Below are 21,836 nucleotides of genomic sequence, written 5' to 3'. Positions count from 1 at the left end.
GCCGGGCGCGCCGCTGCCCGCGCCGCCCGCGGCCCCCCTGGCCGCCGTCCCGGCCGGGGCCGCCCACGCCGCGCCGGCCGGCGCGGCGCCGCCGGTGGAGGGGCGGATCACGGTCGGCGACGAGGTGGCCGAGAAGGTCGCCGTGCTCGCCGCGCTCGAGGTCGGCGGGGTCTGCGCGCTCGGCTCGGGGGTGCGGGTCCGGCCCGCGGGCGAGGCGGTGACGGTCGACGTCGGCATCGCCGTCGAGTACGGCCACGTCATCATGGACGTGGCGGCGGCGGTGCAGGCGGGCGTGGCGCGGATGACCGGGCTGATGCTGGGCGCGCGGGTCACCGCGGTCAACGTGACGGTCGAGGACGTCCGCCGGTCGCCGGGGCCGGGCTCCGGCGCGCCGGGCGCCGGTCAGGCGGGCCGCGCGTAGCAGGTCTGCATCGCCACGCCGACCGACACGGTCGTCACCTTCACCCGCCGCACCAGCCGCGCGGAGACGTTCTTGAACCGGAACGTGTGCGGCCTGCCGCCCGACACGGTCGTCTGCTGCGCCTGCGGCGCGTGCCCCTTGATCGACAGCTCGGCGCGGATCGCGCCGCTGGACGACACGGTGATGGTGACGTCGGTGCTCGCGCCGGCGGCGCGGTAGAACGCGGTCCCCTGCGGGCACCAGTCGGCACCGGAGGCGCCGTTCTGGTCGGGGATCTGCATGCCGCCGCCCTGGCCGCCCCCCTGGCCGCCGCCCGTGTAGGGCGAGCCGCCGGTGTTCTGCGGCACGGGATTGGTCGGGGTGACCGGCTGCCCTGACGCGCCGGGGACGGCGCCCTGCCCGGCCGTGGGCGACGCGCCGGGGCTCGTCGTCCCCGCCGCGTCGGCGCCGCCCTTGTCCTTGTCGAGCAGTGGGACCAGCAGCACCACGACGGCGGCGGCCACGAGCAGCGCGGCGCCGCCGTAGCCGGCGATCCGGCCCCAGACCGAGCGCGCCCGCCGCGGCCCCCGCCGCCGCGGCCCCCGCCGCCGCGGCCTCGTGGACTTCATCTCGCTCGTCTCCCCGGTCCGTGGCACGTGACCGTCGAGGCTACCAACTCCGCGGATCCCCCACGTCCCGCCGACGCCCCGGGCCGGCTGCGCGGCCCGGGGCGGGCGGTCAGATCTGGACGCGCGCCTCGACGGCCTTGACGATCTCCTCGACGGCCTCGTCGATCGGCACGCCGTTCTTCTGCTCGCCGTTGCGGTACCGGAACGACACCGCGTCCTTCGCGACGTCGTCGTCGCCCGCGAGCAGCATGTAGGGGATCTTCTGCTTCTGCGCGTTGCGGATCTTCTTCTGCATCCGGTCGGAGGAGGAGTCGACCTCCACCCGGATCCCGCGCTCGCGCAGCCGCGCGGCCACCTTGCCCAGGTGCGGGACGTGCGCGTCGCCGATCGGGATGCCGACGGCCTGGACCGGCGACAGCCACGGCGGCATCGCGCCCGCGTAGTGCTCGATCAGCACGCCCATGAACCGCTCGACCGATCCGAACAGCGCGCGGTGGATCATCGCCGGGGTCTGCCGGCTCCCGTCGGCCGCCTGGTACTCCAGCCCGAACCGCTTGGGCTGGTTGAAGTCCAGCTGGATGGTCGACAGCTGCCAGGTCCGCCCGATCGCGTCCCTGGCCTGCACGGAGATCTTCGGGCCGTAGAACGCGGCGCCGCCCGGGTCGTCCACCAGGTCGAGGCCGGACTCCTCGGCGGCCTGGCGCAGCGCCTCGGTCGCCTCCGCCCAGTCGGCCTCGTCGCCGATGAACTTGTCGGAGTCGTCCCGAGTGGACAGCTCCAGGTAGAACTCCTGGAGCCCGAAGTCGCGCAGGACGCTCAGCACGAAGGACAGCAGCGACTTGATCTCGTCGCCCATCTGCTCCTTGGTGGTGTAGATGTGCGAGTCGTCCTGGGTCATGCCGCGCACGCGGGTGAGGCCGTGGACCACGCCCGACTTCTCGTACCGGTACACCGACCCGAACTCGCACATCCGCAGCGGCAGCTCGCGGTACGACCGGCCGCGCGCCCGGAAGATCAGGTTGTGCATCGGGCAGTTCATCGGCTTGACGCGGTACTCGACCTCGTCCACCTCGAACGGCGGGAACATGTCGTCGCCGTAGTAGGGCAGGTGGCCGGAGATCTCGAACAGCGACGACTTGGTGATGTGCGGGGTGTTGACGAACTCGTAGCCCGCCTCCTGCTGCCGCCGCCGCATGTAGTCCTCCATCTCCTTGCGGATGATCCCGCCCTTGGGATGGAAGACGGGCAGCCCGCTGCCGAGCTCCGGCGGGAAGGAGAACAGGTCGAGTTCGGCGCCGAGCTTGCGGTGGTCGCGCTTCTCGGCCTCCTCCAGGAACCTCAGGTACTCGTCCTGCTTCTCCCGGGACTCCCACGCGGTGCCGTAGATGCGCTGCAGCTGCGGGTTCTTCTCGCTGCCGCGCCAGTACGCGCCGCCGGACCGCATCAGCTTGAACGCGGGGATGACGCGGGTGGACGGCAGGTGCGGGCCGCGGCACAGGTCCTTCCAGCGCAGCTCGCCGGACTTGGCGTCGAGGTTGTCGTAGATGGTCAGCTCGGCGCCGCCCACCTCCACGTTCGCGCCGTCCGCGGCGTCCTCGACGGGGCCGGCGCCCTTCAGGCCGATGAGCTCCAGCTTGTAGGGCTCGGCGGCCAGCTCGGCGCGGGCGTCGGCGTCGGAGACGGGGCGGCGGGCGAACCGCTGGCCCTGCTTGACGATGTCGCGCATCCGCTTCTCGATGCGCTTGAGGTCGTCGGGGGTGAACGGCTCGGCGACGTCGAAGTCGTAGTAGAAGCCGTTCTCGACCGGCGGGCCGATGCCGAGCTTGGCCTCGGGGAACAGCTCCTGCACGGCCTGCGCCATGACGTGCGCGGCGGAGTGCCGCATGATGGCCCGGCCGTCGTCGGAGCCGATCTGGACCGGCTCGACGGCGTCGCCGTCGTGCAGCTCGCCGGCCAGGTCGCGCAGCTCGCCGTTGACCCGGGCGGCGATGACGGTGCGGCCGTCGGCGTCCAGTGCCTGCCCCGCGGTGGTGCCCGCCGGCACCGCCCGCTCGCTCCCGTCGAGGGTGATGCGCAGCTCAGACACGGTGGACACGGGTACTCCTCGGGATGGTGGGTTGGGATCGACGGGTTCCGATGCTATCGACTCGGGGGGTGCCCCGGACGCGTCCGGCTCCATCGGACTGCTCCTGTTCCTCCTGCGGGGAGGCCCGGAACGACCCCGGAAAGCGGTGAAGGCCCCGGGATCGCTCCCGGGGCCTTCACAGCGTGCGATGTCAGTGCATGCGGCCGTGGCGCCGGGGGCGACCCGGCGTCGTCGTCTCGAACGAGCGCGATACGGCGTGCATGGGCTCATGGTAACCGATGGGGGCCGTCCCCCGCACCGCGGTTTCCGCGCTCACGCGCGGACCTCCCGTCTCGGCCGTTCGAGCCGGTCCATGTCCTCGAGCTCGCGTCCCTTCGTCTCCGGGACGGCCCGGATCACGAAGATGAAGGCCAGCACGGAGAACGCGGTGTACAGGCCGTAGGCGAGGCTGAGCGAGAAGCCGGAGATGCCGGGGAACGTCGTCGTGACCACCCAGTTGGCGAGCCACTGCGCGGCGGCGGCGACGGCGAGCGCGGACGCCCGGATGAAGTTGTTGAACATCTCGCCGAGCATCACCCAGACGACCGGTCCCCAGGTGGCGGCGAACGCGGCGACGAAGACGTTGGCGGCGACGAGCGCGACCGGCCCGGCGGCGCCGCTCAGCTCCGGCTTGCCGCCCGCGACGTGGGCGGTCGAGAAGCAGGCCGTCAGCGTGCCGAGCGACAGCGCCATGCCCGCCGCGCCGCCGAGCAGCAGCGGGCGCCGCCCGACCCGGTCCACCAGCGCGATCGCGACCAGCGTGAACGCCACGTTGACCACCGAGTTGATCACCGAGGTGAGCATGGCGTTGCTCTCGGAGAAGCCGACCGCCTGCCACAGCGACGACGAGTAGTAGAAGATCACGTTGATGCCGACGAACTGCTGGAAGACCGACAGCAGGATGCCGACCCACACGATCGGCAGCAGCCCGAGCCGGGAGCCGCGCAGGTCGCGCAGGTGCACGGCGCGGTCCTCGGCGATCGACCGGACGATGTCCCTGACCTTGCCGTCCACGTCGCCGCGGCCCATGACCCGCGCGAGCACCCGCTTCGCGTCGGTCATCTTGTGCTTCTTCACCAGGTAGCGGGGCGACTCGGGGATCGTCGTGGCGATGACGCCCCAGAACACCGCGGGCACGGCCGCGCTGGCGAACATCCAGCGCCAGGCGCCGCCGCCCCACGGGAACGTCCCGGTCGCGCCGCCCTCGGAGACCTGGGCGATGACGTAGTCGACGACCAGCGCCGCGAAGATGCCGAGGACGATCGCCATCTGCTGCAGCGAGCCGAGCCGGCCGCGCAGCTCGGCGGGCGCGATCTCGGCGATGTAGGCGGGCGCGATGACGGACGCGGCGCCGATCGCGAGGCCGCCGACCAGCCGCCACGCGGTCAGGTCGGCGGCGCTGAAGGCGAGCGCCGAGCCGAGCGAGCTGATCACGAACAGCGCGGACGCGGCCAGCATCACCTTCACCCGGCCGATCCGGTCGCCGAGCGGGCCGGCGAACCAGGCGCCCGCGGCGCAGCCGAGCAGCGCGGCCGAGACCACGAAGCCGACGGCGAAGCCGCTCAGGTGGAAGGTGTCCTTGAGGGCGTCGACGGTGCCGTTGATGACCGAGGAGTCGTAGCCGAACAGGAACCCGCCGAGCGCGGCGGCCCCCGTAAGCAGCGCGGCGGTGGCGGCCGAGTGGGAGGGGCCGTCGTGCTGGTCGCCGGCCGTGGTCTTCGCTCCGCTGCCCGGTGTGCTCATGGAGCCGGATCTTCCCCGGAGAAAGGACCTCATGCGGGAGCTTTGCCCGCGCCTCACCAGTCGTCGGCGGACTCCGCGGCGAGGCGGACGAGCTCGCCGTCCGCGTCCAGGTCGTAGCGGCGCATCGTCGACAGGGGCGGCGCGTACACGTGGACGCTCACCGCGGGCGCGTCCGAGGTGTTGCGGACGTCGTGGACGTAGTCGGGCCCGAACGAGCGGACCTGCCCGGCGCCGACCGCGCGGTGGTCGCGGACGCGGTGCTCCTCGAGCGCGCCGAGGGCGACGGCGAAGGCGCCGGCGGAGCCGCCGTGGTCGTGGAAGCCGGTGGACTGGCCGGGCAGCCAGCTGATCAGCCAGATCTCGTGGTCGGCGTCCTGGTGGACGCGCTCGTACCAGCGGCCCTGCGGGTCGAGCCGGACCCGGTGGATCCATTCCTCCGGGTTGTCGGCCAGCGCGCGGGCCCGTTCGGCGAGCCGCGGCGGCGCGAACGGGCCGCCCGAGGGCGCGGGCCGGCCGGCTCCGGGCGCGTCGGTCCCGGCCGCGCGGGACGCGCCGTTTTCGGGCGTGCCGGACTCGGTGGCGGTGACGGTCATGCGTCGTTCTCCTGGGCTGTGCGGTGGGACGTGCGGGAACGCGTCCGCCGGCGGGTGTCCGCTAGCGGGACGTCCGGCGACACAGCGCGCTTGCCTGGCGGCGCAGATCGACGTGCAGGCGCTCGTGCAGCGGTGCGGAGATCGTCACGCAACGAGGATGGGCCATAATCCCTATAAAGTCAATCGGGAAAGGCTGGAAGGCGCGTCCGGCCCCTGGGCAGCGGTGATACCAGCGGGGGCGGCCCGATCTCCCTCCCCGGAGGCAGGCGGGCGGGGCGCCGCGCGCTCTAGGCTCGCAGGCGAGATGAACGAACCGCACCGCTCCGACGCCGGCGGGCGGCCCCGGCTGCTCGCCGGGGTCGCCTCCGCCGTCGTGCCGGGCCGCGACGACCCCGCCGTCCCGCTGCTCCCGGGACGGCTGCTGCTGCGCGCGCCGATCCTGGTCCTGCTGCTCGCCATGACGATCGGCTTCACCGCCGGGTCCATCGCGATCTCCATCGCGGTGTACCACGTGGACGCGGGCGCGGCCTGGCCGCTCGGGGTGCTGATGGCCACCCCGTTGATCTTCGCCGCCCGCTGGCCGCTCGCCGCGTGGCGCATCGCGGCCATCGGGCTGCTGGTCACCGTGTTCGTCCGGCACGGCGCCGGGTTCATGCCGTGGCCGGTCACCGCGATCCTCGCGCTGGTGGTCATCCTGTTCTTCGCCGGGATCGGCTGCGACCGCCAGACGGCCGTCGGCGTCGGCGCGGTGACGGTCGCGGGGGTGCTGCTGCCCGCCGTGCTGTTCGGCATGCCGGGCTGGTTCGGCGTCATCCTCGCCGGGATCACCGCGCTGGTGCTGACGTTCGGCGACGCGATCGGCGGCCGCCGGTCGGCGGAGGAGGAGCTGCGCCGCCGCGAGGAGCAGCACCGGCAGGACCTGGCCCGGCAGGCGGTGCTGGAGGAGCGCGCCCGCATCGCCCGCGAGCTGCACGACGTCGTCGCGCACCACATGTCGGTGATCGCGATGCAGGCCGAGGCCGCCCCGTTCAAGATCCCCGACCTGCCGGACGCCGCCCGCGAGACGTTCGGGGTGGTGCGGGACGCGGCCCGCGAGGCGCTCACCGAGACCCGCCGCGTGGTGGGGCTGCTGCGCTCGGACGACGAGGGCGCCGAGCGCGCCCCGAGCCCGGGCCTGGACCGGCTCGACGAGCTGGCCGCCGCGGCCCGCAACTCCGGGCTGTCGGTCGCCACCGTCGTCGTCGGGATGCCGCGCCGGCTGGACACCGGGGTGGACCTGTCGGCGTACCGGATCGTCCAGGAGTCGCTCAGCAACGCCGCCCGGTACGCGCCGGGATCGCGCGTCCACGTGGAGATCAAGTACGGGCCGGAGGCGCTCGCGGTGACGGTCGACGACGACGGCGCGCGCGGCGTCCCGGACGGGACGCAGGGCGGCGGGCACGGCCTGGTCGGGATGCGCGAGCGCGTCACGATGCTCGGCGGCACGCTGTCGGCAGGCCCGCGCGGGCAGGGCGGCTGGACGGTCGCGGCCGAGCTGCCGTACGGCGACTGATCTCCCCGTAGGGTGGCGTCGTGACGATTCGGGTGCTGATCGCCGACGACCAGGTGATGATCCGCGACGGGCTCGCGGCGCTGCTGTCCTCCGATCCGGAGATCGAGGTGATCGGGCAGGCGGGGAACGGCCGCGAGGCCGTGCGGATGGCACGGGAGCTGGACCCGGACGTCGTGGTGATGGACATCCGGATGCCGGAGATGGACGGCCTGGCCGCGACCGCGGAGCTGATCGGCGCGCCCGCCGGGCAGGACGCCGGCGACCCCGCGGACGTGCGGCCGAAGGTCCTGGTGCTGACCACGTTCGACCTGGACGAGTACGTCTACGAGGCGCTCGGCGCGGGGGCCAGCGGGTTCCTGCTGAAGGACGCGTCGGCCGCCGACCTCGTGACCGGGGTGCGGGTGGTGGCGGCGGGCGACGCGCTGCTCGCCCCGTCGATCACCCGGCGGCTGATCGGCGACTTCGCGCGCCGGCGCCGCCACCAGCGGCCGAGCCCGTCGGCGACGGCGGGGCTGACCCCGCGCGAGATGGACGTGCTGCGGCTCATCGCGCGGGGCCTGTCCAACGCCGAGATCGCCGCCGAGCTGGTGCTCGCCGAGCAGACGATCAAGACGCACGTCGGGCACGTGCTGACCAAGCTGGCGCTGCGCGACCGCACCCAGGCGGTCGTGTTCGCCTACGAGAACGGCCTGGTCGGCTAGCGCGGCGCCCGGCCCGGGGTCAGCGGGACGGGTCCAGGACGAGCTTGCCGGTGGTGCGGCGGGCGCGCAGGTCCTCGTGGGCGCGGCGCACCTCGGACAGGCCGTACTCGCCGCCGCCGACCACGCGCAGCCGCCCGGAGGCGGCCAGGCCGAACAGCTCGTCGAGCGCGGCGCGCATGACGTCGCCGGGCAGCTGGAAGACGTGCGCCAGCCACATGCCGGCGATGGTGGTGCTGTGCGACATCAGCGAGGCGGGCCGCACCGGCGACGGCTCGGTGCGGGAGGCCATGCCGTAGAAGGCGAGCCGGCCGAACGGCGCGAGCGCCTTCAGGCTCTGGTCGGTGACGGTGCCGCCGGTCATCTCCAGCACGGTGTCGACGCGGCGGCCCCCGTTGGCCTCGATGAGCGCGTCCTTCAGGTCGGGTTCGTTCGCATCGACCGCGACGTCCGCGCCGAGCTCCAGCGCGAGGTCGCGCTTGTCCTTGGACGAGGCGGTCGCGATGACGCGCCCGGCGCCCCAGGCCTTGGCGAGCTGGACGGCGAGGGTGCCGACCCCGCCGGCGGCGGCGTGCACGACGACCGACTCCCCCGGCGCCAGGTGCACGCTGCGCCGCAGCAGCACCCACGCCGACGCGCCCTGGACGATCATCCCGAGCGCGGTGACGTCGTCGACGCCGTCCGGGACGTCCCAGGCCAGCGCCTCGGGCGCGACGGCCTTCTCGGCGTACCCGCCGGTGCCGACGAGCGCGACGACGCGGCGGCCGTCCGGGGTGGTGCCGACGACCTCGCCGCCCGGCACCATCGGCAGCGTCGACTCCGACAGGTAGCTGTTCTCGGCCTGGTGGGTGTCGGCGTAGTTGATGCCGGCCCGGGAGACGTCGACGAGCAGGTGCCCGGGCCCGGCGACCGGGTCGGGCAGTTCGGTGACGGTCAGCACCTCGGGGCCGCCGAACTCGGTGATCTGGATCGCGCGCATGACTCTCCTGTTCGGTGCGGTGAGGGGGCTCAGCGCGGGCCGGGGACGCCGCGGAACGTGAACGGCTCGGACGGCCGGCCCGGGACGACGTACCACGCCTGCCCCACGCCGTCGGCCTCGAGGACCCGCATGAACGCCTCGACGACGTCGCTCACCTCCAGGATGGGGAAGCCGCTCTCCTGCAGCTCCGCCTTCATCCCGCCGAGGATGGCGGTGTCGGCGAACGAGGGGCACAGCGCGTTCACCCGGATGCCCTCGGGCTCGTAGGTGGGGCCGAGCGCGCGGACGAGGCCGACGACCGCGGCCTTGTTGGCCCCGTAGACGGGGTCGAACGGGGTCGCGGTGAGCGCGGCCATGCTGGCGGTCGCGATGATGTTCCCGCCGCCGCGGGCGCGGATCGCGGGCAGCGCCGCGTGCACGCCGTAGACGACGCCGTCGAGGTTGATGCCCATGGCGCGGCGGTAGGCGGCCGGGTCGAAGCCGTCGCCGAGGTCGCCGCCGCCGGCGATGCCGGCGTTGAGGAACGCGATGTCCAGGCCGCCGAAGCGCTCGACGGCGGCGGCGACGGCGGCCTCGCTGTCGGCGGGCTCGCGGACGTCGCAGCGGACGAACGCGCCGTCCAGCTCCTTGGCGAGCGCGCCGCCGGCCTCGGCGTCGACGTCGGCGAGCACGACCCGGGCGCCCTCGCGGGCCAGCCGGCGCGCGACCGCCGCGCCGATTCCGTTGGATCCGCCCGTGATCAGCGCGACCTTGCCGGTGCCGTCGAAGGCTGCCATGGGGACTCCCCTCCCAAGTAACTGACTCGTCAGTTACTCTAGCGGAATGGACTTCGGTTTGAGCGAGCGGGCCCAGGAGCACCTCGGCCGCCTCCAGGAATTCATGGACTCCCACGTCTACCCCGCGGAGCCGGTGTACGCGGCCCAGCGGGCGGAACTGCGCGAGCAGGGGCGCGAGCACCACGTCCCGCAGGTCGTCGAGGACCTCAAGGTCGAGGCGCGCAAGCGCGACCTCTGGAACCTCTTCCTACCCGACAGCGAGGACCCCGCACACGGCCTGACCGTCACCGACTACGCCTCGCTCGCCGAGGTCACCGGCCGCTCCCCCAGCCTCGCGCCCGAGGCGACCAACTGCGCCGCGCCCGACACCGGCAACATGGAGGTCCTGCACCTGTTCGGCACGCCCGAGCAGAAGGAGAAGTGGCTGACGCCGCTGCTCAACGGGGAGATCCGCAGCGCGTTCGCGATGACGGAGCCGGACGTGGCGAGCTCGGACGCCACCAACATCTCGACCCGGATCGAGCGCGACGGCGACCACTACGTGATCAACGGCCGCAAGTGGTGGATCAGCGGCACCGCGGACCCGCGCTGCAAGATCATGATCGTGATGGGCAAGACCGACCCGGAGGGCCACCCGTACCGGCAGCAGTCGATGGTGCTGGTGCCGATCGACGCCCCGGGCGTCGAGGTCGTCCGGCCCCTGCCCGTCTTCGGCTACCAGGACCAGCACGGCCACTGCGAGATCACCTTCACCGACGTCCGCGTCCCGGTGGAGAACCTCGTCGGCGAGGAGGGCGGCGGCTTCGCGATCGCGCAGGCGCGCCTCGGGCCCGGCCGCATCCACCACTGCATGCGCGCGATCGGGATGGCCGAGCGGGCGCTGGAGCTGATGTGCGAGCGCGCGGCGTCCCGCGTGGCCTTCGGCGGGCCGCTCGCCAAGCAGGGCGTGGTGCGCCAGCAGATCGCCGAGTCGCGGATGGCGATCGAGCAGGCCCGGCTGCTCACCCTGAAGACCGCGTGGCTGATCGACAAGCACGGCGTGCAGGCCGCGCGGTCCGAGGTCGCGGCGATCAAGGTGATCGCGCCGCGGGTGGCGCTGGACGTCGTCGACAAGGCCATCCAGGTGCACGGCGGCGCCGGCGTGTCCGACGACACCCCGCTCGCCGCCATGTGGGCGGGCCTGCGCACGCTGCGCCTCGCCGACGGGCCGGACGAGGTCCACGTGCGCTCGGTCGCGCGCGCCGAACTGGGCAAGTACCTCGGAAAATGACCGACGGGACGGGGGACGCGGGAACGCGCGCGACGGTGCCCGCGGGCACGGAGCCGGAAGGCACCGGACCCGCGGGCGCCGGGCCGGGCGTGCGGCGGCGGATGCCGTACGCCCGGCGGCGCGAGCAGCTGCTCCAGGTGGCGCTCGCCGAGTTCGGCCGGCGCGGCTACCACCTGACGCAGATGGAGCACGTGGCCGCGGCGGCGCAGGTGTCCAAGGCGCTGCTGTACCAGCACTTCGCGTCCAAGGAGGAGCTGTTCGCCGAGGTGACGGAGGCGATCGTCGGCGAGCTGACCGCGCGGCTGAACGAGGCGGTGCCCGCCGCGCACGGCACGGCCGGCGGGATCCGGGCGATGATCCGGGTGCTGTTCGACTACGCCACCGAGGAGCCGGACGCGTGGTCGCTGGTGGTCCGGCACCTGGACAAGCCGGAGGTCGGGCTGGAGCTGCGGGAGCTGCGCGACCGGCTCGGCACCGCGTTCGCCGACCTGCTGCTGCGGCGCCGCCGCGCCGACCCGAAGCTGTCCCCCGCCGCCCTCGCGGTGAACGAGCGGCGGGCGCGGCTGCTCGTCCCGCTGATGTACGGGTCGATGCTGTCGATGGTGTCGTGGTGGCTGGAGCATCCCGACACCTCGCGCGAGCGCGCCGAGCAGATGGCGCTGGAGTTCATCTGGCTCGGCCTGGACCGGCTGCGGACCGGCGAGCGGCTGCCCCGGGAGTGACGGCCTGACGGTCAGCCCGTCCGCGCGGAGCCGCTCGACCAGGTCGGACACCGTGGGGCGGGAGAGCCCGGTGAGCGCGCGCAACTGCGGGGCGGTCAGGGGGCCGCGTTCCAGCAGCAGGTCGAGGGCACGGCCACCCGCGTGCTGATCGCGTACTGGGCGGCGGTCCTCGCGCTGCCCGCGCTGTCGCCCGCGCCCGGCTGGCTGTTCGCCGCGATGCTGCTGTACGGCATGGGCGCCGGGATGTCGGACGTGGTGATGAACGGGCACGCCGTCGCGGTGGAGCGGCACCTGAAGCGGCCGATCATGTCCGGGCTGCACGGGCTGTGGGCCGTCGGGAGCCTCGCCGCAGGCGGCGTCGGCATCCTCGCCGCGCACGCCGGGGTGGACGCCCGCGCGCAATTCGGGGCGGTCGCGCTCGTCCTGCTCGCGGCGGGCGCCGCGGCGAACCGCGGCCTCCTGCCCGACCAGGCCGGCGCGGACGCGCCGGGGCGTCGCGGGCGCGTCGCCACGATCACCTACCTGTCCGGGCTGACCGCGCCCGCGGTGACCGGCTGGGCGGCGGGCACGCTGTCCTACCCTGCCGCGTTCGCGCTGATCACCTGCGTCCGCGCGCCGGCCGTGCTGCTCGCCGGCGCGCTCGCGCCGCGTCCCGCCCGGGCGCCGGAGCCCGCCGAGCCGCCCGTCCGGGAGCTACGCGCGTGACAGGCGCGCGAGGACCTCGGCGGCCGGCGAGCCGGGCGGCGCGTAGTGCACCAGGAGGCTCAGCTCCGGGTCGTCCTCCACGTTGATCTTCATGTAGCGGAGCGTCACCTCGCCGAGCGCCGGATGCCGGAACCGGCGCTCCGACGGGGTGAACGGGACGATGTCATGGGACTCCCAGAACGCGCGGAACCGCGGGCTGGTCGCGGTCAGCCGCGCCACGAGCCGCTGGAAGCGGGGGTTGCCCGCCTGCCGCCCGGCCTCGTTGCGCAGCAGCCCCGTCAGCCAGCGGGCCTCGTCCTCCCAGTCGGGGAACCGGTCCCGCATCCAGGAGTTGTGGAACATCATCCAGATGATGTTGAGGTCCTCACCCGACGGCCGCTCGGGCATGTCGCGGAGCAGCGCGTCCACCGGCGCGTTCCAGGCGACGAGGTCGAGCCGGCGCGTCACCACGTGCCCGAGGTTCGGCTCCACCATGGCCAGCAGGTCGCGCACCTCGCGCGTCACCGGCACCGGCCCGGGCGGCTCGGCGGCGGGCTCGCCCGCCAGCTCCAGCAGGTGCCGGTGCTCGGGCTCGTCGAGCAGCAGCGCGCGGGCGAGGCTGTCGAGGACCTGCCGCGACACCCCGTTGACACGGCCCTGCTCCAGCCAGGTGTACCAGGTGAGGCTGACCCCGGCCGCCGCCGCGACCTCCTCGCGGCGCAGGCCGGGCGTCCGCCGCCGCGGCCCGGGGACGATGCCCGCGGCCTGCGGGCTCACCCGGCCGCGCCGGGACCGCAGGAAGTCGCCGAGCTCCCTGCGGCGCGCGTCGGCGGTCGGGACGGGCATGGCCGGTCACCTCGCTTCGCGTAAGGCTGTTAGCAGGGTTAATAGCGTTAACAGTAGTCTTGTCCGGCCCTGCCGGGGGACCCAGCATCGGGTCCATGAGCACTCGAACCGTACTGATCACCGGAGCGGCCGGCGGCGTCGGCTCCGCGGCCGTCCGCAGGCTGAACGAGCTCGGCTGGGAGGTGTACGCGGGGGTCCGACGGGACTCCGACGCCGCCCGGCTGCCCTCCGGGGTGCACGCCCTCACCGTCGACCTGATCGACGAGGAGACCGTCGAGGCCGCCGCCAAGGAGATCGCCGCGCGCACCGGCGGGCGGCTGGACGCGCTGGTCAACAACGCCGGCGTCATCGTCGAGGGCCCGGTCGAGCTGGTGCCGCTGGAGGACTGGCGGCGGCAGTTCGACGTCAACGTGGTCGGCCAGATCGCGATGGCCCAGGCGGTGCTGCCGATGCTGCGCGCGGCAAAGGGCCGGGTCGTCAACATCGGCGCCGTGAGCTCGCGGATGAGCGGGCCCGCGTTCGGGCCGATCGCCGCGTCGAAGGCGGCGCTGGCGTCGGTCACCGAGGCGCTGCGGGTGGAGATGCGCCCGCTCGGGGTGAAGGTCTGCGTGATCGAACCCGGCGCGCTGGAGACCGCGATCTTCGACAAGTCCGGCGCCTCGCGGCAGGCGACCGGCTGGCGCGGCGACGCGGACGCCCAGCGCCTCTACGCGGGCGTCACCGCGAAGATGCGCGAGTTCAACGCCCGCGCGAAGCCGGGCCCGGTCGACTCGGCCGTGAAGACGATCGTCAAGGCGCTCACGGCGCGCCGTCCGAAGGCGCGCTACCTGGTCGGCCGCGACGCCCGGATGATGGCGGCCCTCGCGAAGCTGCCCGACCACACCAGAGACCGGCTGCTCCTGCGAACGGTCGGCATCAGCGCCGCGACCTACCGCGGATAGGCGCGCGAAAGGCCGGGGACGCCGAAACGTCCCCGGCCCGTTCACGCGTTGGGCGCGGGCCTTAGAGCGGGTAGACGCCCTCGGCCTGCGGGCCCTTCTGGCCCTGGGTGATCTCGAAGCCGACGCGCTGGTTCTCGTCCAGGCTGCGGTAGCCGTTGGTGGTGATCGCCGAGTAGTGGACGAACACGTCCGGGCCGCCGCCGTCGGGGGCGATGAACCCGAAGCCCTTTTCGGCGTTGAACCACTTCACGGTGCCTTCGGCCATGGTCTTTCTCCTCTGGGTACGACCTCCGGGCCGCCGGGCGGCGGACCGGGCTGCAAGCGGACTCATCTCACGTCCGCCGGTCACCCGGAGAAACGGAGAACGCCCGTCGTCTTGAACTTCTACGGGCGTTTCGTAGAGCAAACGTTCGAGACTGCCTGACTGGCCGCCGCGCCTGGCCGGCCGCGGCGACAGGTTCGAACCTACCCCATGCGGGCCGGGCCGGAACCCCGACACACCTAAGTCAGATCATCCAGTGCCGCGGCGGCGCGGTGGCAGTCGTGGAAGGTGCAGTACAGCGGGACGGGCGCGAGCCGCACGACGTCCGGTTCGCGGGCGTCGGCGACCACGCCGTGGGTCCGCGCGAGCCGCCGCACCAGTCCCCCGGCGTCCGCGACCCGCAGCGACAGCTGGCTGCCGCGCGCGGCCGGGTCGTCCGGGGTGATCACCTGGACGCCGCGCAGCGGGGCGAGCCGCGCCGCGAGGTAGCCGGTGAGCCGCTCGCTGCGGGCCCGAAGCGCGTCCATCCCGACCCGGTCGAAGATCTCCAGGGAGGCCAGCACAGGCGCCAGCGCGAGGATCGGCGGGTTGGACAGCTGCCAGGCGTCGGCGGACGCGGGCGGCGCGATGTCCGGGTCCATCCGGAACCGGACGGACGGCTCGGTCCCCCACCAGCCCGACAGCTTCGGCACCGACGGGTCGGCGACGTGCCGCTCGTGCACGAAGCAGCCGGCGACGGCGCCGGGCCCGCTGTTGAGGTACTTGTAGGTGCACCAGGCGGCGAAGTCGACGTCCCAGTCGTGCAGCCGCAGCGGGACGTTCCCGGCGGCGTGCGCGAGGTCCCAGCCGACGACGGCACCGGCGGCGCGGCCCGCCTTGGTGATCGCGGGCATGTCCATGAGCTGGCCGGTCAGGTAGTTGACGCCGCCGAGCATCAGCAGCGCGACGGTGCCGCCCTCGCGTTCGAGGAACGCCAGGACGTCCTCGGTGCGCAGGGTGTCCTCGCCGTCGCGGGGCCGCAGCCGCACGACGGCGGCCGCCGGGTCGAGGCCGTGGTGGACGGCCTGGCTGGCGACCGCGTAGGAGTCGGACGGGAACGCCGAGTCCTCGATGACGATGCGGGTGCGGTCCCCGGACGGCCGGTAGAAGCTCGCCATCATCAGGTGCAGGTTGACCGTCAGCGAGTTCATCGCGACGACCTCGTGCGGCAGCGCGCCGACGAGGCGGGCGGCGGGCTCGCGGAGCAGCTCGTGGTAGTCCACCCAGGGGCGGCGCGCCTGCGTGTGGCCCTCGACGGCGAGCCGCGCCCAGTCGTCGAGCTCCTCGCGGAGGCGTTCGGCGACGGATTTCGGCTGGAGGCCGAGCGAGTTGCCGGCGAGGTAGGCCGCCTCCGGGTACGCGCCGCCGGGCGCGGGCGGGATGAGGAACTCCTCGCGCAGCGAGGGCCGCGGGTCGGTCTGGTCCAGGCGCAGGGCCTCCTCCTCGGCGCTCACGAGGCACTCCCCGCAGTGGCCGCGTCAACGGCCGTGTCGACGGCCGCCTCGGCGGCGGGGACGGCGGCGGGCGCGAAGAACGCATCCGCGTTGCCGCCGAGCAGCTTGGCGCGGCCGGCGTCGTCCAGGCCGGGGCACGCCCGTATCGTCGCGCCGGGCTCCTTCTCGCCCAGCGGGAACGGGTAGTCGGTGCCGAGCATGACGCGGTCGGCGCTCATCACCTCGACCAGCAGCCGGAGCGCGCGCGGGTCGAACACGGCGGAGTCGACGAAGAACCGGTCGGTGTACTCCGACGGCGGGCGCGGCGAGTCGGCGCGGACGATGTCGCGCCGGTGCCAGGCGTTGTCGGCGCGGCCGAGCGTGAACGCGAGGCTGCCGCCGCCGTGGCAGAAGCACAGCCGCAGCGACGCGGGGATCCGCTCGAACGCGCCGGACAGCATCAGCCCGAGGATGCTCAGCTGCGTCTCGGCGGGCATGCCCGACAGCCACGGCAGCATGTGGCCCCGCATGCGGCCGGCGCCGAGCATGTCCCAGGGGTGGGCGAGCACGGGCAGGCCGATCCGCGCGCAGTGCGCGAGGAAGTCGACGATGCCCGGGTCGTCCAGGTTCCGGTCGCCGACGTGGTTGCCGATGTGCACGCCGCGGTGCCCGGCCGCCGCCGCGCGCGTCGCGACCTCGCACGCGAGCGCGGGATCTTGCAGCGGGACCTGGCACAGCGGCAGCAGCCGGTCCGGCGCGTCCGCGCAGAACGCGAGGATCCGGTCGTTGACCAGGTCGCACCAGTCGGCGGCGCGGGACGGCTCGGCCGCGTACCCGAACATCAGCGGGGTGGACGAGACGGCCTGGACGTCGACGCCGGCGGCGTCCATGTCGGCCAGGCGCCGCGCGGGGTCCCACAGCCCCTCCTCGACCGGGCGGTACTCCCGGTCGCCGCTCATCATCATGCCGGTGCCGTCGCCGTGGACGCGCAGCCACGGCTCGCCGCCGTCGGCGAGGACACGGCCGTCGGCGCGGCCGAGACGGGGGAACACATGGGCGTGGACGTCGATGACTGTCACTGGAGCTCCGTCGGACGCGGGGTCAGGCGCGGGGCGCCGTCTTCGGCACCATGGACTCGGGCCACTTGCGGCCCGGGTGGACGGCGCCGCAGTTCGGGCACGTGCGGTCGCCGCCGTAGAAGCCCTCGAAGGCGGGCGGCAGGTCGTCCACGATCGAGCGGACCTGCAGCTCGGCGCGGTGCACGAGGTGGTGGCACTCGGTGCAGTACCACTCGAACGCCTCCGTGAGCCCCTCGGGCCGCGGGATCTCGACCACCAGCCCGATCGAGCCCTCCTCGGGCCGCTGCGGGGAGTGCCGCACGTGCGGCGGCAGCAGGAACACGTCGCCCTCGTTGATCTGCAGGTCGGTGGGCGGCCTGCCCTCCTCCTCCATGACCCGCAGGACCATGTTGCCCTTGAGCTGGTAGAAGAACTCCTCGGTCGGGTCGTCGTGGAAGTCGGTGCGCTGGTTCGGGCCGCCGACCACCATGACGATCAGCCCCGCGTCGTCGAACACCTGGACGTTGCCGACCGGCGGCTTCAGCAGGTCACGGTGCTCGTCGATCCACGCCCGGAAGTTGAACGGACGTCCGAACGTCAGCTGCGGCAGGGTCATGCTCCGGCCTCCTCGCCGTCGCGTGGGATGTGGGCGATGCACGAGATCTCGATGAGCAGGTGCGGGTGGGGGAGCTGGTGGACCGCGACGGTGGTGCGGGCGGGGCCGGTCTCGTCGAAGTACTCGCCGTAGACCTCGTTGTAGCCGCCGAAGTCGTTCATGCTCACCAGGTAGGTGGTGACGCTGACGACGTCGGACAGCCCTCCCCCGGCGGCCTGCAGCAGGTCAGCGATGTTGTCGATGACGGCGCGGGTCTGCTCCCGGATGTCCAGGTCCGTGACGCCCATCGGGTCGGCGCTCGCGCCGGCGAAGGTGCCGTCGGGCCGCCGCGAGCTGGTGCCGGACACGAACACGAAGTCGCCGGCCCGCTTGACGTGCGGGAACCGCCCGCGCGGCTTGGCCTTGCCCTCGACGAGGATCGCATCGCTCACCGGGTCGTCACCTCCGCGCTGCCGAGGCCGGCGCCGGTGACGCGGACGTGCGCGCCCTTCGGCAGCGGGACGGCGGCGGTCGCGGCGCCCGCCAGCACCACCCAGCCGGGTTCGAGGGCCATCCCGGCGCCGAGCGCGAGCCGGGCGGCGGCGCGCAGCGACCGGGCCGGGTCGCCGAGGATCGCGGCGGACGACCCGGTCTGCACCGGCCGCCCGTCGATCTCCATGAGCAGCCCGGTGTTGGACAGGTCGCGCGGCTCGTGCCACGCGCCGAACCCGTAGCGGGCGGCTGAGGCGTTGTCGGCGATCACGTCCGGGAGGGTGAACCTGAAGTCCTCGTAGCGGGAGTCGAGGATTTCGAACCCGACGGCGACGCCCGCGACGGCCGACTCGACGTCGGCGACGGAGCGGACCTCGCGGCCGATCAGGTACACGATCTCCGGCTCGATGCGCGGGTGGATGAGGTCCGACAGGTCCGCCGACGCCCCGGCCTGCATCCGGTCGGTGAGCAGGCCCCAGATGACGTCGTCGACGCCCATCTGGACCATCTTCGCGCGGCTGGTGAAGCCCATTTTGACGCCGGAGAGCCGCTCCCCGCGCCGGATCCGGCGCTCGACCAGCTCCCGCTGCACCGCGTACGCGGTCGGCACGTCGAACGGCGCGGTGTCGGTGAGCTTCGGTACCGCGCGGGCGTCGCGGGCGGCGCCGTCCAGCGTCGCGGCGAGCGCGTGCACGTCCACCATCAGGAGACCTCCCCGTCCTGGTCGGCGCGGCCGAAGGCGACGCGGACGTCGCCGAGGCCGTCGATGCGGGCTTCGAACACGTCGCCGGGCGCGGCGGGCACGACCGGGCCGAGCGCGCCGGTCAGCACCGTGTCGCCGGCGCGCAGCGGGCGCCCGACGCGGACGAGGGTGTCGGCGAGCCACAGCGCGGCGTTCAGCGGATGGCCGAGGCACGCGGCTCCGGTGCCGCTGGACAGCTGCTCGCCGCGCCGCTCCACGACCATCCCGCACAGCCGCAGGTCCACGTCCTCCAGCCGGACGGGCCGGTTGCCGAGCGCGTACATGCCGGACGAGGCGTTGTCGGCGACGGTGTCGGCGAGCGTGATGTCCCAGTCGCGGATGCGGCTGCCGACGATCTCTATGGCCGGGAGCGCGAACGCGGTCGCGCGGATGAGGTCGGCGACGGTGTGCCGCTCGTGCGTCAGGTCGTGCTCCAGCACGAGCGCGACCTCCGCCTCGACGCGCGGCTGCAGGACGGTTCCGGCCGGGATCTCGTCGCCGTCCGGGACGGCCATGTCGGCGTACAGCATGCCGAAGTCGGGGCTGTCGACGCGCATCTGCTCCTGCACGGCGCGGGACGTCAGGCCGATCTTGCGGCCGGACAGCCGCCGCCCCTCCCCCAGCCACCGCTCGGTCATCCGGTCCTGCACGGCGTAGGCGTCGTCGGCGGTCGCGATGAGGTCGCGGACGGGCTCGCACGGGACGCCGGAGGCGTAGGCGCCGAGAAGCCTCCCGGCCGCCGCGTCGATGTCGCTGGTCACTTGGCTCGCTCTCAGATCTGGATGCACACGTTGACGGGCTCGGAGAAGAAGTCCAGTGAGTACTCTCCCCCTTCGCGGCCGATCCCGGAGGCCTTGACGCCGCCGAAGGGGGTGCGCAGGTCGCGCAGGTTCCAGCAGTTCACCCAGACGATGCCGGTCTCCACCTTCGGCGCGACGCGGTGCGCGCGGGACAGGTCGCGGGTCCAGACGGTGGAGGCGAGGCCGTAGGGGCTGTCGTTGGCGAGCCGGAGCGCCTCGTCCTCGGTGCCGAACGGCGCGACGTGGCAGACCGGCCCGAAGATCTCCTCGCGGACGGTCCGGGCCGTCTCGGGGAGGCCGGTGAGCACGGTCGGCTCGACGTGGAAGCCGCCGTCGCGGCCGTCGCCGAAGGACGGCGCGCCGCCGCCCGCGACGACGGTCGCGCCCTCCTCGCGGGCGAGCCGGTAGTACGACAGCACCTTGTCGCGGTGCGCGGCGGAGATCATCGGCCCGTAGTCCTTGAGTTCCCGTGCGCGCGCGCCGAGCCGCTCCACGAACTCGTCGAAGACCGGGCGCTCGACGTAGACGCGCTCGGTGCACAGGCAGATCTGCCCGGAGTGGGTGAAGGACGAGCGGACCGTGCCGTCGACGGCGGCGTCGAGGTCGGCGTCGGCGAACACCAGCGCCGGGTTCTTGCCGCCGAGCTCGAACGAGACCGGCGTGACGTGGGCGGCGGCGTTGCGCATGATCGCCGAGCCGGTCGCGGACTCGCCGGTGAACGCGATCGCGTCGACGCCCGGGTGCCCGGTGAGGAACTCGCCGGCCGCGCCGGGGCCGTGCCCGTGCACCAGGTTGAACGCGCCGGCGGGCAGTCCCGCCTGGTCGATGACCTGGGCGAGCAGCGTCGCGGTGGACGGCGTCTCCTCCGACGGCTTGACGACGACCGCGTTCCCGGCGGCGAGCGCCGGCGCGACCTTCCACGTCATCAGCAGCAGCGGCAGGTTCCACGGCGAGACGACCGCGACGACGCCGAGCGGGCGCCGCACCGTGTAGTTCAGGGCCTGCCCGCCGCCGGCGCTCCAGCCCGGCACCTGCGTGGTGTAGGCGCGCTCGGGGCGGCCGTACAGCAGGTCGGCGTAGGCGCGGAAGTTCCCGATGGCGCGGGGCACGTCGACGGTCTCGGCGAACGCGCGGGGACGGCCGGTGTCGGCGACCTCGGCGGCGGCGAACTCCTCGAACCGCGCCTGGATCCCGTCGGCGACGCGCCGCAGCGCGGCGGCCCGCTCCTCGGCGCCGCTCGCGCCCCACGGCCCGCGCAGCGCCTCGCGCGCCGCCGCCACCGCGTCGTCGACGACCTGGCGCGGCGCCTCCGGGACGGCGCCGATCTCCGCGCCGTCCGCGGGCGAGATCAGCGGGAAGGCCGGTCCGTCCGAACGGAACACCCCGCCGACGTAGTGCTCAGCCTTCATTCCGCTCCTCCACGACGCGGTCTGCCCTGCTCGTCCGATCCTCTGCCCGCGGAGCTATGCCCTGCAAATACCAAACATCCACAGAGCTATGACGATGCTGTGATATCAAGTCGGTATGCGCGCGATCGACCTGCTCAACGGGCGGCTCAAGCTGCGGCACCTGGTCCTCGTGGTCGCCATCGCCGACCAGGGCAGCGTGCTGCGCGCCGCCGAGCACCTGCGGCTGGCGCAGCCCGCGGTGACGCGCAGCCTGCGCGAGGTCGAGCAGATCCTCGGCGTCGAGCTGTTCACCCGTGGCCCGCGCGGCGTGACGCCGACGATGTTCGGCGACGTGTTCGTCGAGCACGCCCGGGCCGTGCTCGCCGAGCTGCGCCGCGCCGGCGAGCGGATCAGCGGCCTCGCCGACGGCGAGGTCGGCACCGTCACGATCGGCACCCTGCTGGCCGGCTCGAACGTGCTGCTGCCGCGCGCGATCGCGGCGCTGAAGAGGGACCGCCCCGGCATCACCGTGATCGTCCAGGAGGCCACCTTCGACGCGCAGGTGCCGCGGCTGCTGGACGGCGAGATCGACCTGATCCTCGGTCGCCTCAACCCGATCGGCGACCTGCGCGGGCTGCGCCAGATCACCCTGTACGGCGAGCCGGTCCGGCTGGTCGCGCGGCACGGCCATCCGGCCCGGTCCCGCCCCGGGCTCGCCCTCGCCGACCTGCTCGACTACCCGTGGGTGCTGCCGCTGGAGCAGACCGCGCTGCGCGCCGAGCTGGAGCAGGTGTTCCGCGCCGAGGGCCTGGAGCCGCCCGGCGACCTGGTGGAGTGCACGTCCGTGCTGACCGTCCGGACGCTGGTCCGCGACACCGACATGATCGCCGCGCTGCCGCAGCTGGTCGCGCGGACCGACGGCGACATCGCGCCGCTGCCGGTGCCGCTGGAGAGCGTCCGCCGCCAGGTCGGCGTCACGCTGCCCGCGCACCGCGCGCCGACCCCGTCGGCCCGGCTGATGCTCGACCACCTGCGCCGGGAGGCCACGAAGATCGCCGCCGCGTGATCA

The 21,836-nt window shown here is 73.8% G+C and carries 23 protein-coding genes and 1 pseudogene; 8 read left to right on the top strand and 16 right to left on the bottom strand.

Going from position 1 to position 21,836, the window contains the following annotated elements:
• On the top strand, positions 1-421 hold a 421-nt coding region (locus tag F8568_RS40780), incomplete at its 5' end, for an Asp23/Gls24 family envelope stress response protein (protein WP_202125928.1).
• Here the strand turns inward: F8568_RS40780 and F8568_RS40775 are convergent.
• From F8568_RS40775 to F8568_RS40760, 4 genes are all read right to left on the bottom strand, one after another.
• Positions 403-1,029: a hypothetical protein gene (locus F8568_RS40775; protein ID WP_151599236.1), complete on the bottom strand. Its 627-nt coding sequence runs from the start codon at positions 1,027-1,029 to the stop codon at positions 403-405. The two genes, F8568_RS40780 and F8568_RS40775, sit on opposite strands and share 19 nt — an antisense overlap.
• Positions 1,030-1,138: 109 nt before the next feature.
• Positions 1,139-3,124: a threonine--tRNA ligase gene (gene thrS, locus F8568_RS40770; RefSeq protein WP_151599234.1), complete on the bottom strand. Its 1,986-nt coding sequence runs from the start codon at positions 3,122-3,124 to the stop codon at positions 1,139-1,141.
• A 303-nt stretch (positions 3,125-3,427) separates the two neighbouring features.
• Positions 3,428-4,897 (bottom strand): sugar porter family MFS transporter, encoded by a 1,470-nt coding sequence (locus F8568_RS40765; protein ID WP_151599233.1) that lies wholly within the window; start codon positions 4,895-4,897, stop codon positions 3,428-3,430.
• 53 nt (positions 4,898-4,950) lie between these two features.
• Positions 4,951-5,490: a cysteine dioxygenase gene (locus F8568_RS40760; RefSeq protein WP_151599231.1), complete on the bottom strand. Its 540-nt coding sequence runs from the start codon at positions 5,488-5,490 to the stop codon at positions 4,951-4,953.
• 304 nt (positions 5,491-5,794) lie between these two features.
• Here F8568_RS40760 and F8568_RS40755 point away from each other — a divergent pair, with 304 nt between their 5' ends.
• Positions 5,795-7,042, top strand: coding sequence for a sensor histidine kinase (locus F8568_RS40755; RefSeq protein WP_151599229.1), 1,248 nt, complete (start codon positions 5,795-5,797; stop codon positions 7,040-7,042).
• A 56-nt stretch (positions 7,043-7,098) separates the two neighbouring features.
• Complete coding sequence (locus F8568_RS40750; protein ID WP_202125937.1) at positions 7,099-7,743, top strand: LuxR C-terminal-related transcriptional regulator; 645 nt, start codon at positions 7,099-7,101, stop codon at positions 7,741-7,743.
• Positions 7,744-7,762: 19 nt separating this feature from the next.
• On the opposite strand, the gene F8568_RS40745 is transcribed toward F8568_RS40750, so the two are convergent.
• Both F8568_RS40745 and F8568_RS40740 read right to left on the bottom strand, forming a co-directional pair.
• Entirely contained in the window at positions 7,763-8,719 is a 957-nt protein-coding gene (locus F8568_RS40745; RefSeq protein WP_151599225.1) for a quinone oxidoreductase family protein, read from the bottom strand.
• A gap of 29 nt (positions 8,720-8,748) precedes the next feature.
• Positions 8,749-9,495 carry an SDR family oxidoreductase gene (locus tag F8568_RS40740; protein ID WP_151599223.1) on the bottom strand — a complete coding sequence of 249 codons (747 nt, stop codon included), beginning with the start codon at positions 9,493-9,495 and terminating at the stop codon, positions 8,749-8,751.
• Between the two features lie 46 nt (positions 9,496-9,541).
• On the opposite strand from F8568_RS40740, the gene F8568_RS40735 reads away from it, so the two are divergent.
• Both F8568_RS40735 and F8568_RS40730 read left to right on the top strand, forming a co-directional pair.
• Complete coding sequence (locus F8568_RS40735) at positions 9,542-10,765, top strand: acyl-CoA dehydrogenase family protein (RefSeq protein ID WP_151599221.1); 1,224 nt, start codon at positions 9,542-9,544, stop codon at positions 10,763-10,765.
• On the top strand, positions 10,762-11,487 hold the full coding sequence (locus F8568_RS40730) for a TetR/AcrR family transcriptional regulator (RefSeq protein WP_151599219.1): 726 nt from the start codon (positions 10,762-10,764) through the stop codon (positions 11,485-11,487). The genes F8568_RS40735 and F8568_RS40730 overlap by 4 nt, the downstream gene beginning before the upstream one ends.
• A gap of 24 nt (positions 11,488-11,511) precedes the next feature.
• On the opposite strand, the pseudogene F8568_RS51305 reads toward F8568_RS40730, so the two are convergent.
• Positions 11,512-11,607 (bottom strand): annotated as a pseudogene (locus F8568_RS51305) (hypothetical protein); the annotation flags it as partial.
• A gap of 21 nt (positions 11,608-11,628) precedes the next feature.
• Here F8568_RS51305 and F8568_RS40725 point away from each other — a divergent pair.
• Positions 11,629-12,192 (top strand): MFS transporter, encoded by a 564-nt coding sequence (locus F8568_RS40725; protein WP_151599217.1) that lies wholly within the window; start codon positions 11,629-11,631, stop codon positions 12,190-12,192.
• Here the strand turns inward: F8568_RS40725 and F8568_RS40720 are convergent.
• Complete coding sequence (locus F8568_RS40720) at positions 12,181-13,017, bottom strand: helix-turn-helix transcriptional regulator (protein ID WP_151599215.1); 837 nt, start codon at positions 13,015-13,017, stop codon at positions 12,181-12,183. The two genes, F8568_RS40725 and F8568_RS40720, sit on opposite strands and share 12 nt — an antisense overlap.
• A gap of 95 nt (positions 13,018-13,112) precedes the next feature.
• Between F8568_RS40720 and F8568_RS40715 the strand changes: the two genes are divergently transcribed.
• Positions 13,113-13,958: an SDR family NAD(P)-dependent oxidoreductase gene (locus tag F8568_RS40715; RefSeq protein WP_151599213.1), complete on the top strand. Its 846-nt coding sequence runs from the start codon at positions 13,113-13,115 to the stop codon at positions 13,956-13,958.
• 61 nt (positions 13,959-14,019) lie between these two features.
• Here the strand turns inward: F8568_RS40715 and F8568_RS40710 are convergent, their stop codons facing one another.
• From F8568_RS40710 to F8568_RS40675, 8 genes are all read right to left on the bottom strand, one after another.
• Positions 14,020-14,223: a cold-shock protein gene (locus F8568_RS40710; RefSeq protein ID WP_067639228.1), complete on the bottom strand. Its 204-nt coding sequence runs from the start codon at positions 14,221-14,223 to the stop codon at positions 14,020-14,022.
• Positions 14,224-14,459: 236 nt separating this feature from the next.
• Positions 14,460-15,713, bottom strand: a complete 1,254-nt coding sequence (gene kynU / locus F8568_RS40705) for a kynureninase (protein ID WP_328601248.1) — start codon at positions 15,711-15,713, stop codon at positions 14,460-14,462.
• Positions 15,710-16,771, bottom strand: a complete 1,062-nt coding sequence (locus tag F8568_RS40700) for an amidohydrolase family protein (RefSeq protein WP_151599211.1) — start codon at positions 16,769-16,771, stop codon at positions 15,710-15,712. Before F8568_RS40700 ends, kynU begins: the two co-directional genes overlap by 4 nt.
• A gap of 22 nt (positions 16,772-16,793) precedes the next feature.
• Positions 16,794-17,366, bottom strand: coding sequence for a 3-hydroxyanthranilate 3,4-dioxygenase (locus F8568_RS40695; RefSeq protein ID WP_202125926.1), 573 nt, complete (start codon positions 17,364-17,366; stop codon positions 16,794-16,796).
• Entirely contained in the window at positions 17,363-17,797 is a 435-nt protein-coding gene (locus F8568_RS40690) for a RidA family protein (RefSeq protein WP_328601247.1), read from the bottom strand. Before F8568_RS40690 ends, F8568_RS40695 begins: the two co-directional genes overlap by 4 nt.
• The gene (locus tag F8568_RS40685; RefSeq protein ID WP_202125925.1) at positions 17,794-18,540 is read right to left on the bottom strand and encodes a 2-keto-4-pentenoate hydratase; all 747 of its coding nucleotides are present in this window, start codon (positions 18,538-18,540) and stop codon (positions 17,794-17,796) included. The genes F8568_RS40690 and F8568_RS40685 overlap by 4 nt, the downstream gene beginning before the upstream one ends.
• Complete coding sequence (locus F8568_RS40680; protein ID WP_151599210.1) at positions 18,540-19,340, bottom strand: 2-keto-4-pentenoate hydratase; 801 nt, start codon at positions 19,338-19,340, stop codon at positions 18,540-18,542. Before F8568_RS40680 ends, F8568_RS40685 begins: the two co-directional genes overlap by 1 nt.
• 11 nt (positions 19,341-19,351) lie before the next feature.
• Entirely contained in the window at positions 19,352-20,788 is a 1,437-nt protein-coding gene (locus F8568_RS40675) for a 2-hydroxymuconic semialdehyde dehydrogenase (protein WP_151599208.1), read from the bottom strand.
• 115 nt (positions 20,789-20,903) lie between these two features.
• Here F8568_RS40675 and F8568_RS40670 point away from each other — a divergent pair, with 115 nt between their 5' ends.
• Positions 20,904-21,833, top strand: coding sequence for a LysR substrate-binding domain-containing protein (locus tag F8568_RS40670; RefSeq protein ID WP_151599206.1), 930 nt, complete (start codon positions 20,904-20,906; stop codon positions 21,831-21,833).
• The last annotated feature ends 3 nt before the right edge of the window (positions 21,834-21,836 follow it).

The sequence above is a fragment of the Actinomadura physcomitrii genome, assembly GCF_008923205.2.
In the GTDB taxonomy this organism is placed as follows: Bacteria; Actinomycetota; Actinomycetes; order Streptosporangiales; family Streptosporangiaceae; genus Spirillospora; species Spirillospora physcomitrii.
The sequence above is the reverse complement of the archived record's forward strand: the minus strand, read 5'-3'. Positions and strand labels throughout refer to the sequence as shown.

Coding starts and splice junctions, on each gene's coding strand:
- F8568_RS40775 (WP_151599236.1), bottom strand. CDS start 1,029: ATGAAGTCCACGAGGCCGCGGCGGCGGGGGCCGCGGCGGCGGGGGCCG.
- F8568_RS40765 (WP_151599233.1), bottom strand. CDS start 4,897: ATGAGCACACCGGGCAGCGGAGCGAAGACCACGGCCGGCGACCAGCAC.
- F8568_RS40760 (WP_151599231.1), bottom strand. CDS start 5,490: ATGACCGTCACCGCCACCGAGTCCGGCACGCCCGAAAACGGCGCGTCC.
- F8568_RS40755 (WP_151599229.1), top strand. CDS start 5,795: ATGAACGAACCGCACCGCTCCGACGCCGGCGGGCGGCCCCGGCTGCTC.
- F8568_RS40750 (WP_202125937.1), top strand. CDS start 7,099: ATGATCCGCGACGGGCTCGCGGCGCTGCTGTCCTCCGATCCGGAGATC.
- F8568_RS40745 (WP_151599225.1), bottom strand. CDS start 8,719: ATGCGCGCGATCCAGATCACCGAGTTCGGCGGCCCCGAGGTGCTGACC.
- F8568_RS40740 (WP_151599223.1), bottom strand. CDS start 9,495: ATGGCAGCCTTCGACGGCACCGGCAAGGTCGCGCTGATCACGGGCGGA.
- F8568_RS40735 (WP_151599221.1), top strand. CDS start 9,542: ATGGACTTCGGTTTGAGCGAGCGGGCCCAGGAGCACCTCGGCCGCCTC.
- F8568_RS40730 (WP_151599219.1), top strand. CDS start 10,762: ATGACCGACGGGACGGGGGACGCGGGAACGCGCGCGACGGTGCCCGCG.
- F8568_RS40720 (WP_151599215.1), bottom strand. CDS start 13,017: ATGCCCGTCCCGACCGCCGACGCGCGCCGCAGGGAGCTCGGCGACTTC.
- F8568_RS40715 (WP_151599213.1), top strand. CDS start 13,113: ATGAGCACTCGAACCGTACTGATCACCGGAGCGGCCGGCGGCGTCGGC.
- F8568_RS40710 (WP_067639228.1), bottom strand. CDS start 14,223: ATGGCCGAAGGCACCGTGAAGTGGTTCAACGCCGAAAAGGGCTTCGGG.
- F8568_RS40695 (WP_202125926.1), bottom strand. CDS start 17,366: ATGACCCTGCCGCAGCTGACGTTCGGACGTCCGTTCAACTTCCGGGCG.
- F8568_RS40685 (WP_202125925.1), bottom strand. CDS start 18,540: ATGGTGGACGTGCACGCGCTCGCCGCGACGCTGGACGGCGCCGCCCGC.
- F8568_RS40675 (WP_151599208.1), bottom strand. CDS start 20,788: ATGAAGGCTGAGCACTACGTCGGCGGGGTGTTCCGTTCGGACGGACCG.
- F8568_RS40670 (WP_151599206.1), top strand. CDS start 20,904: ATGCGCGCGATCGACCTGCTCAACGGGCGGCTCAAGCTGCGGCACCTG.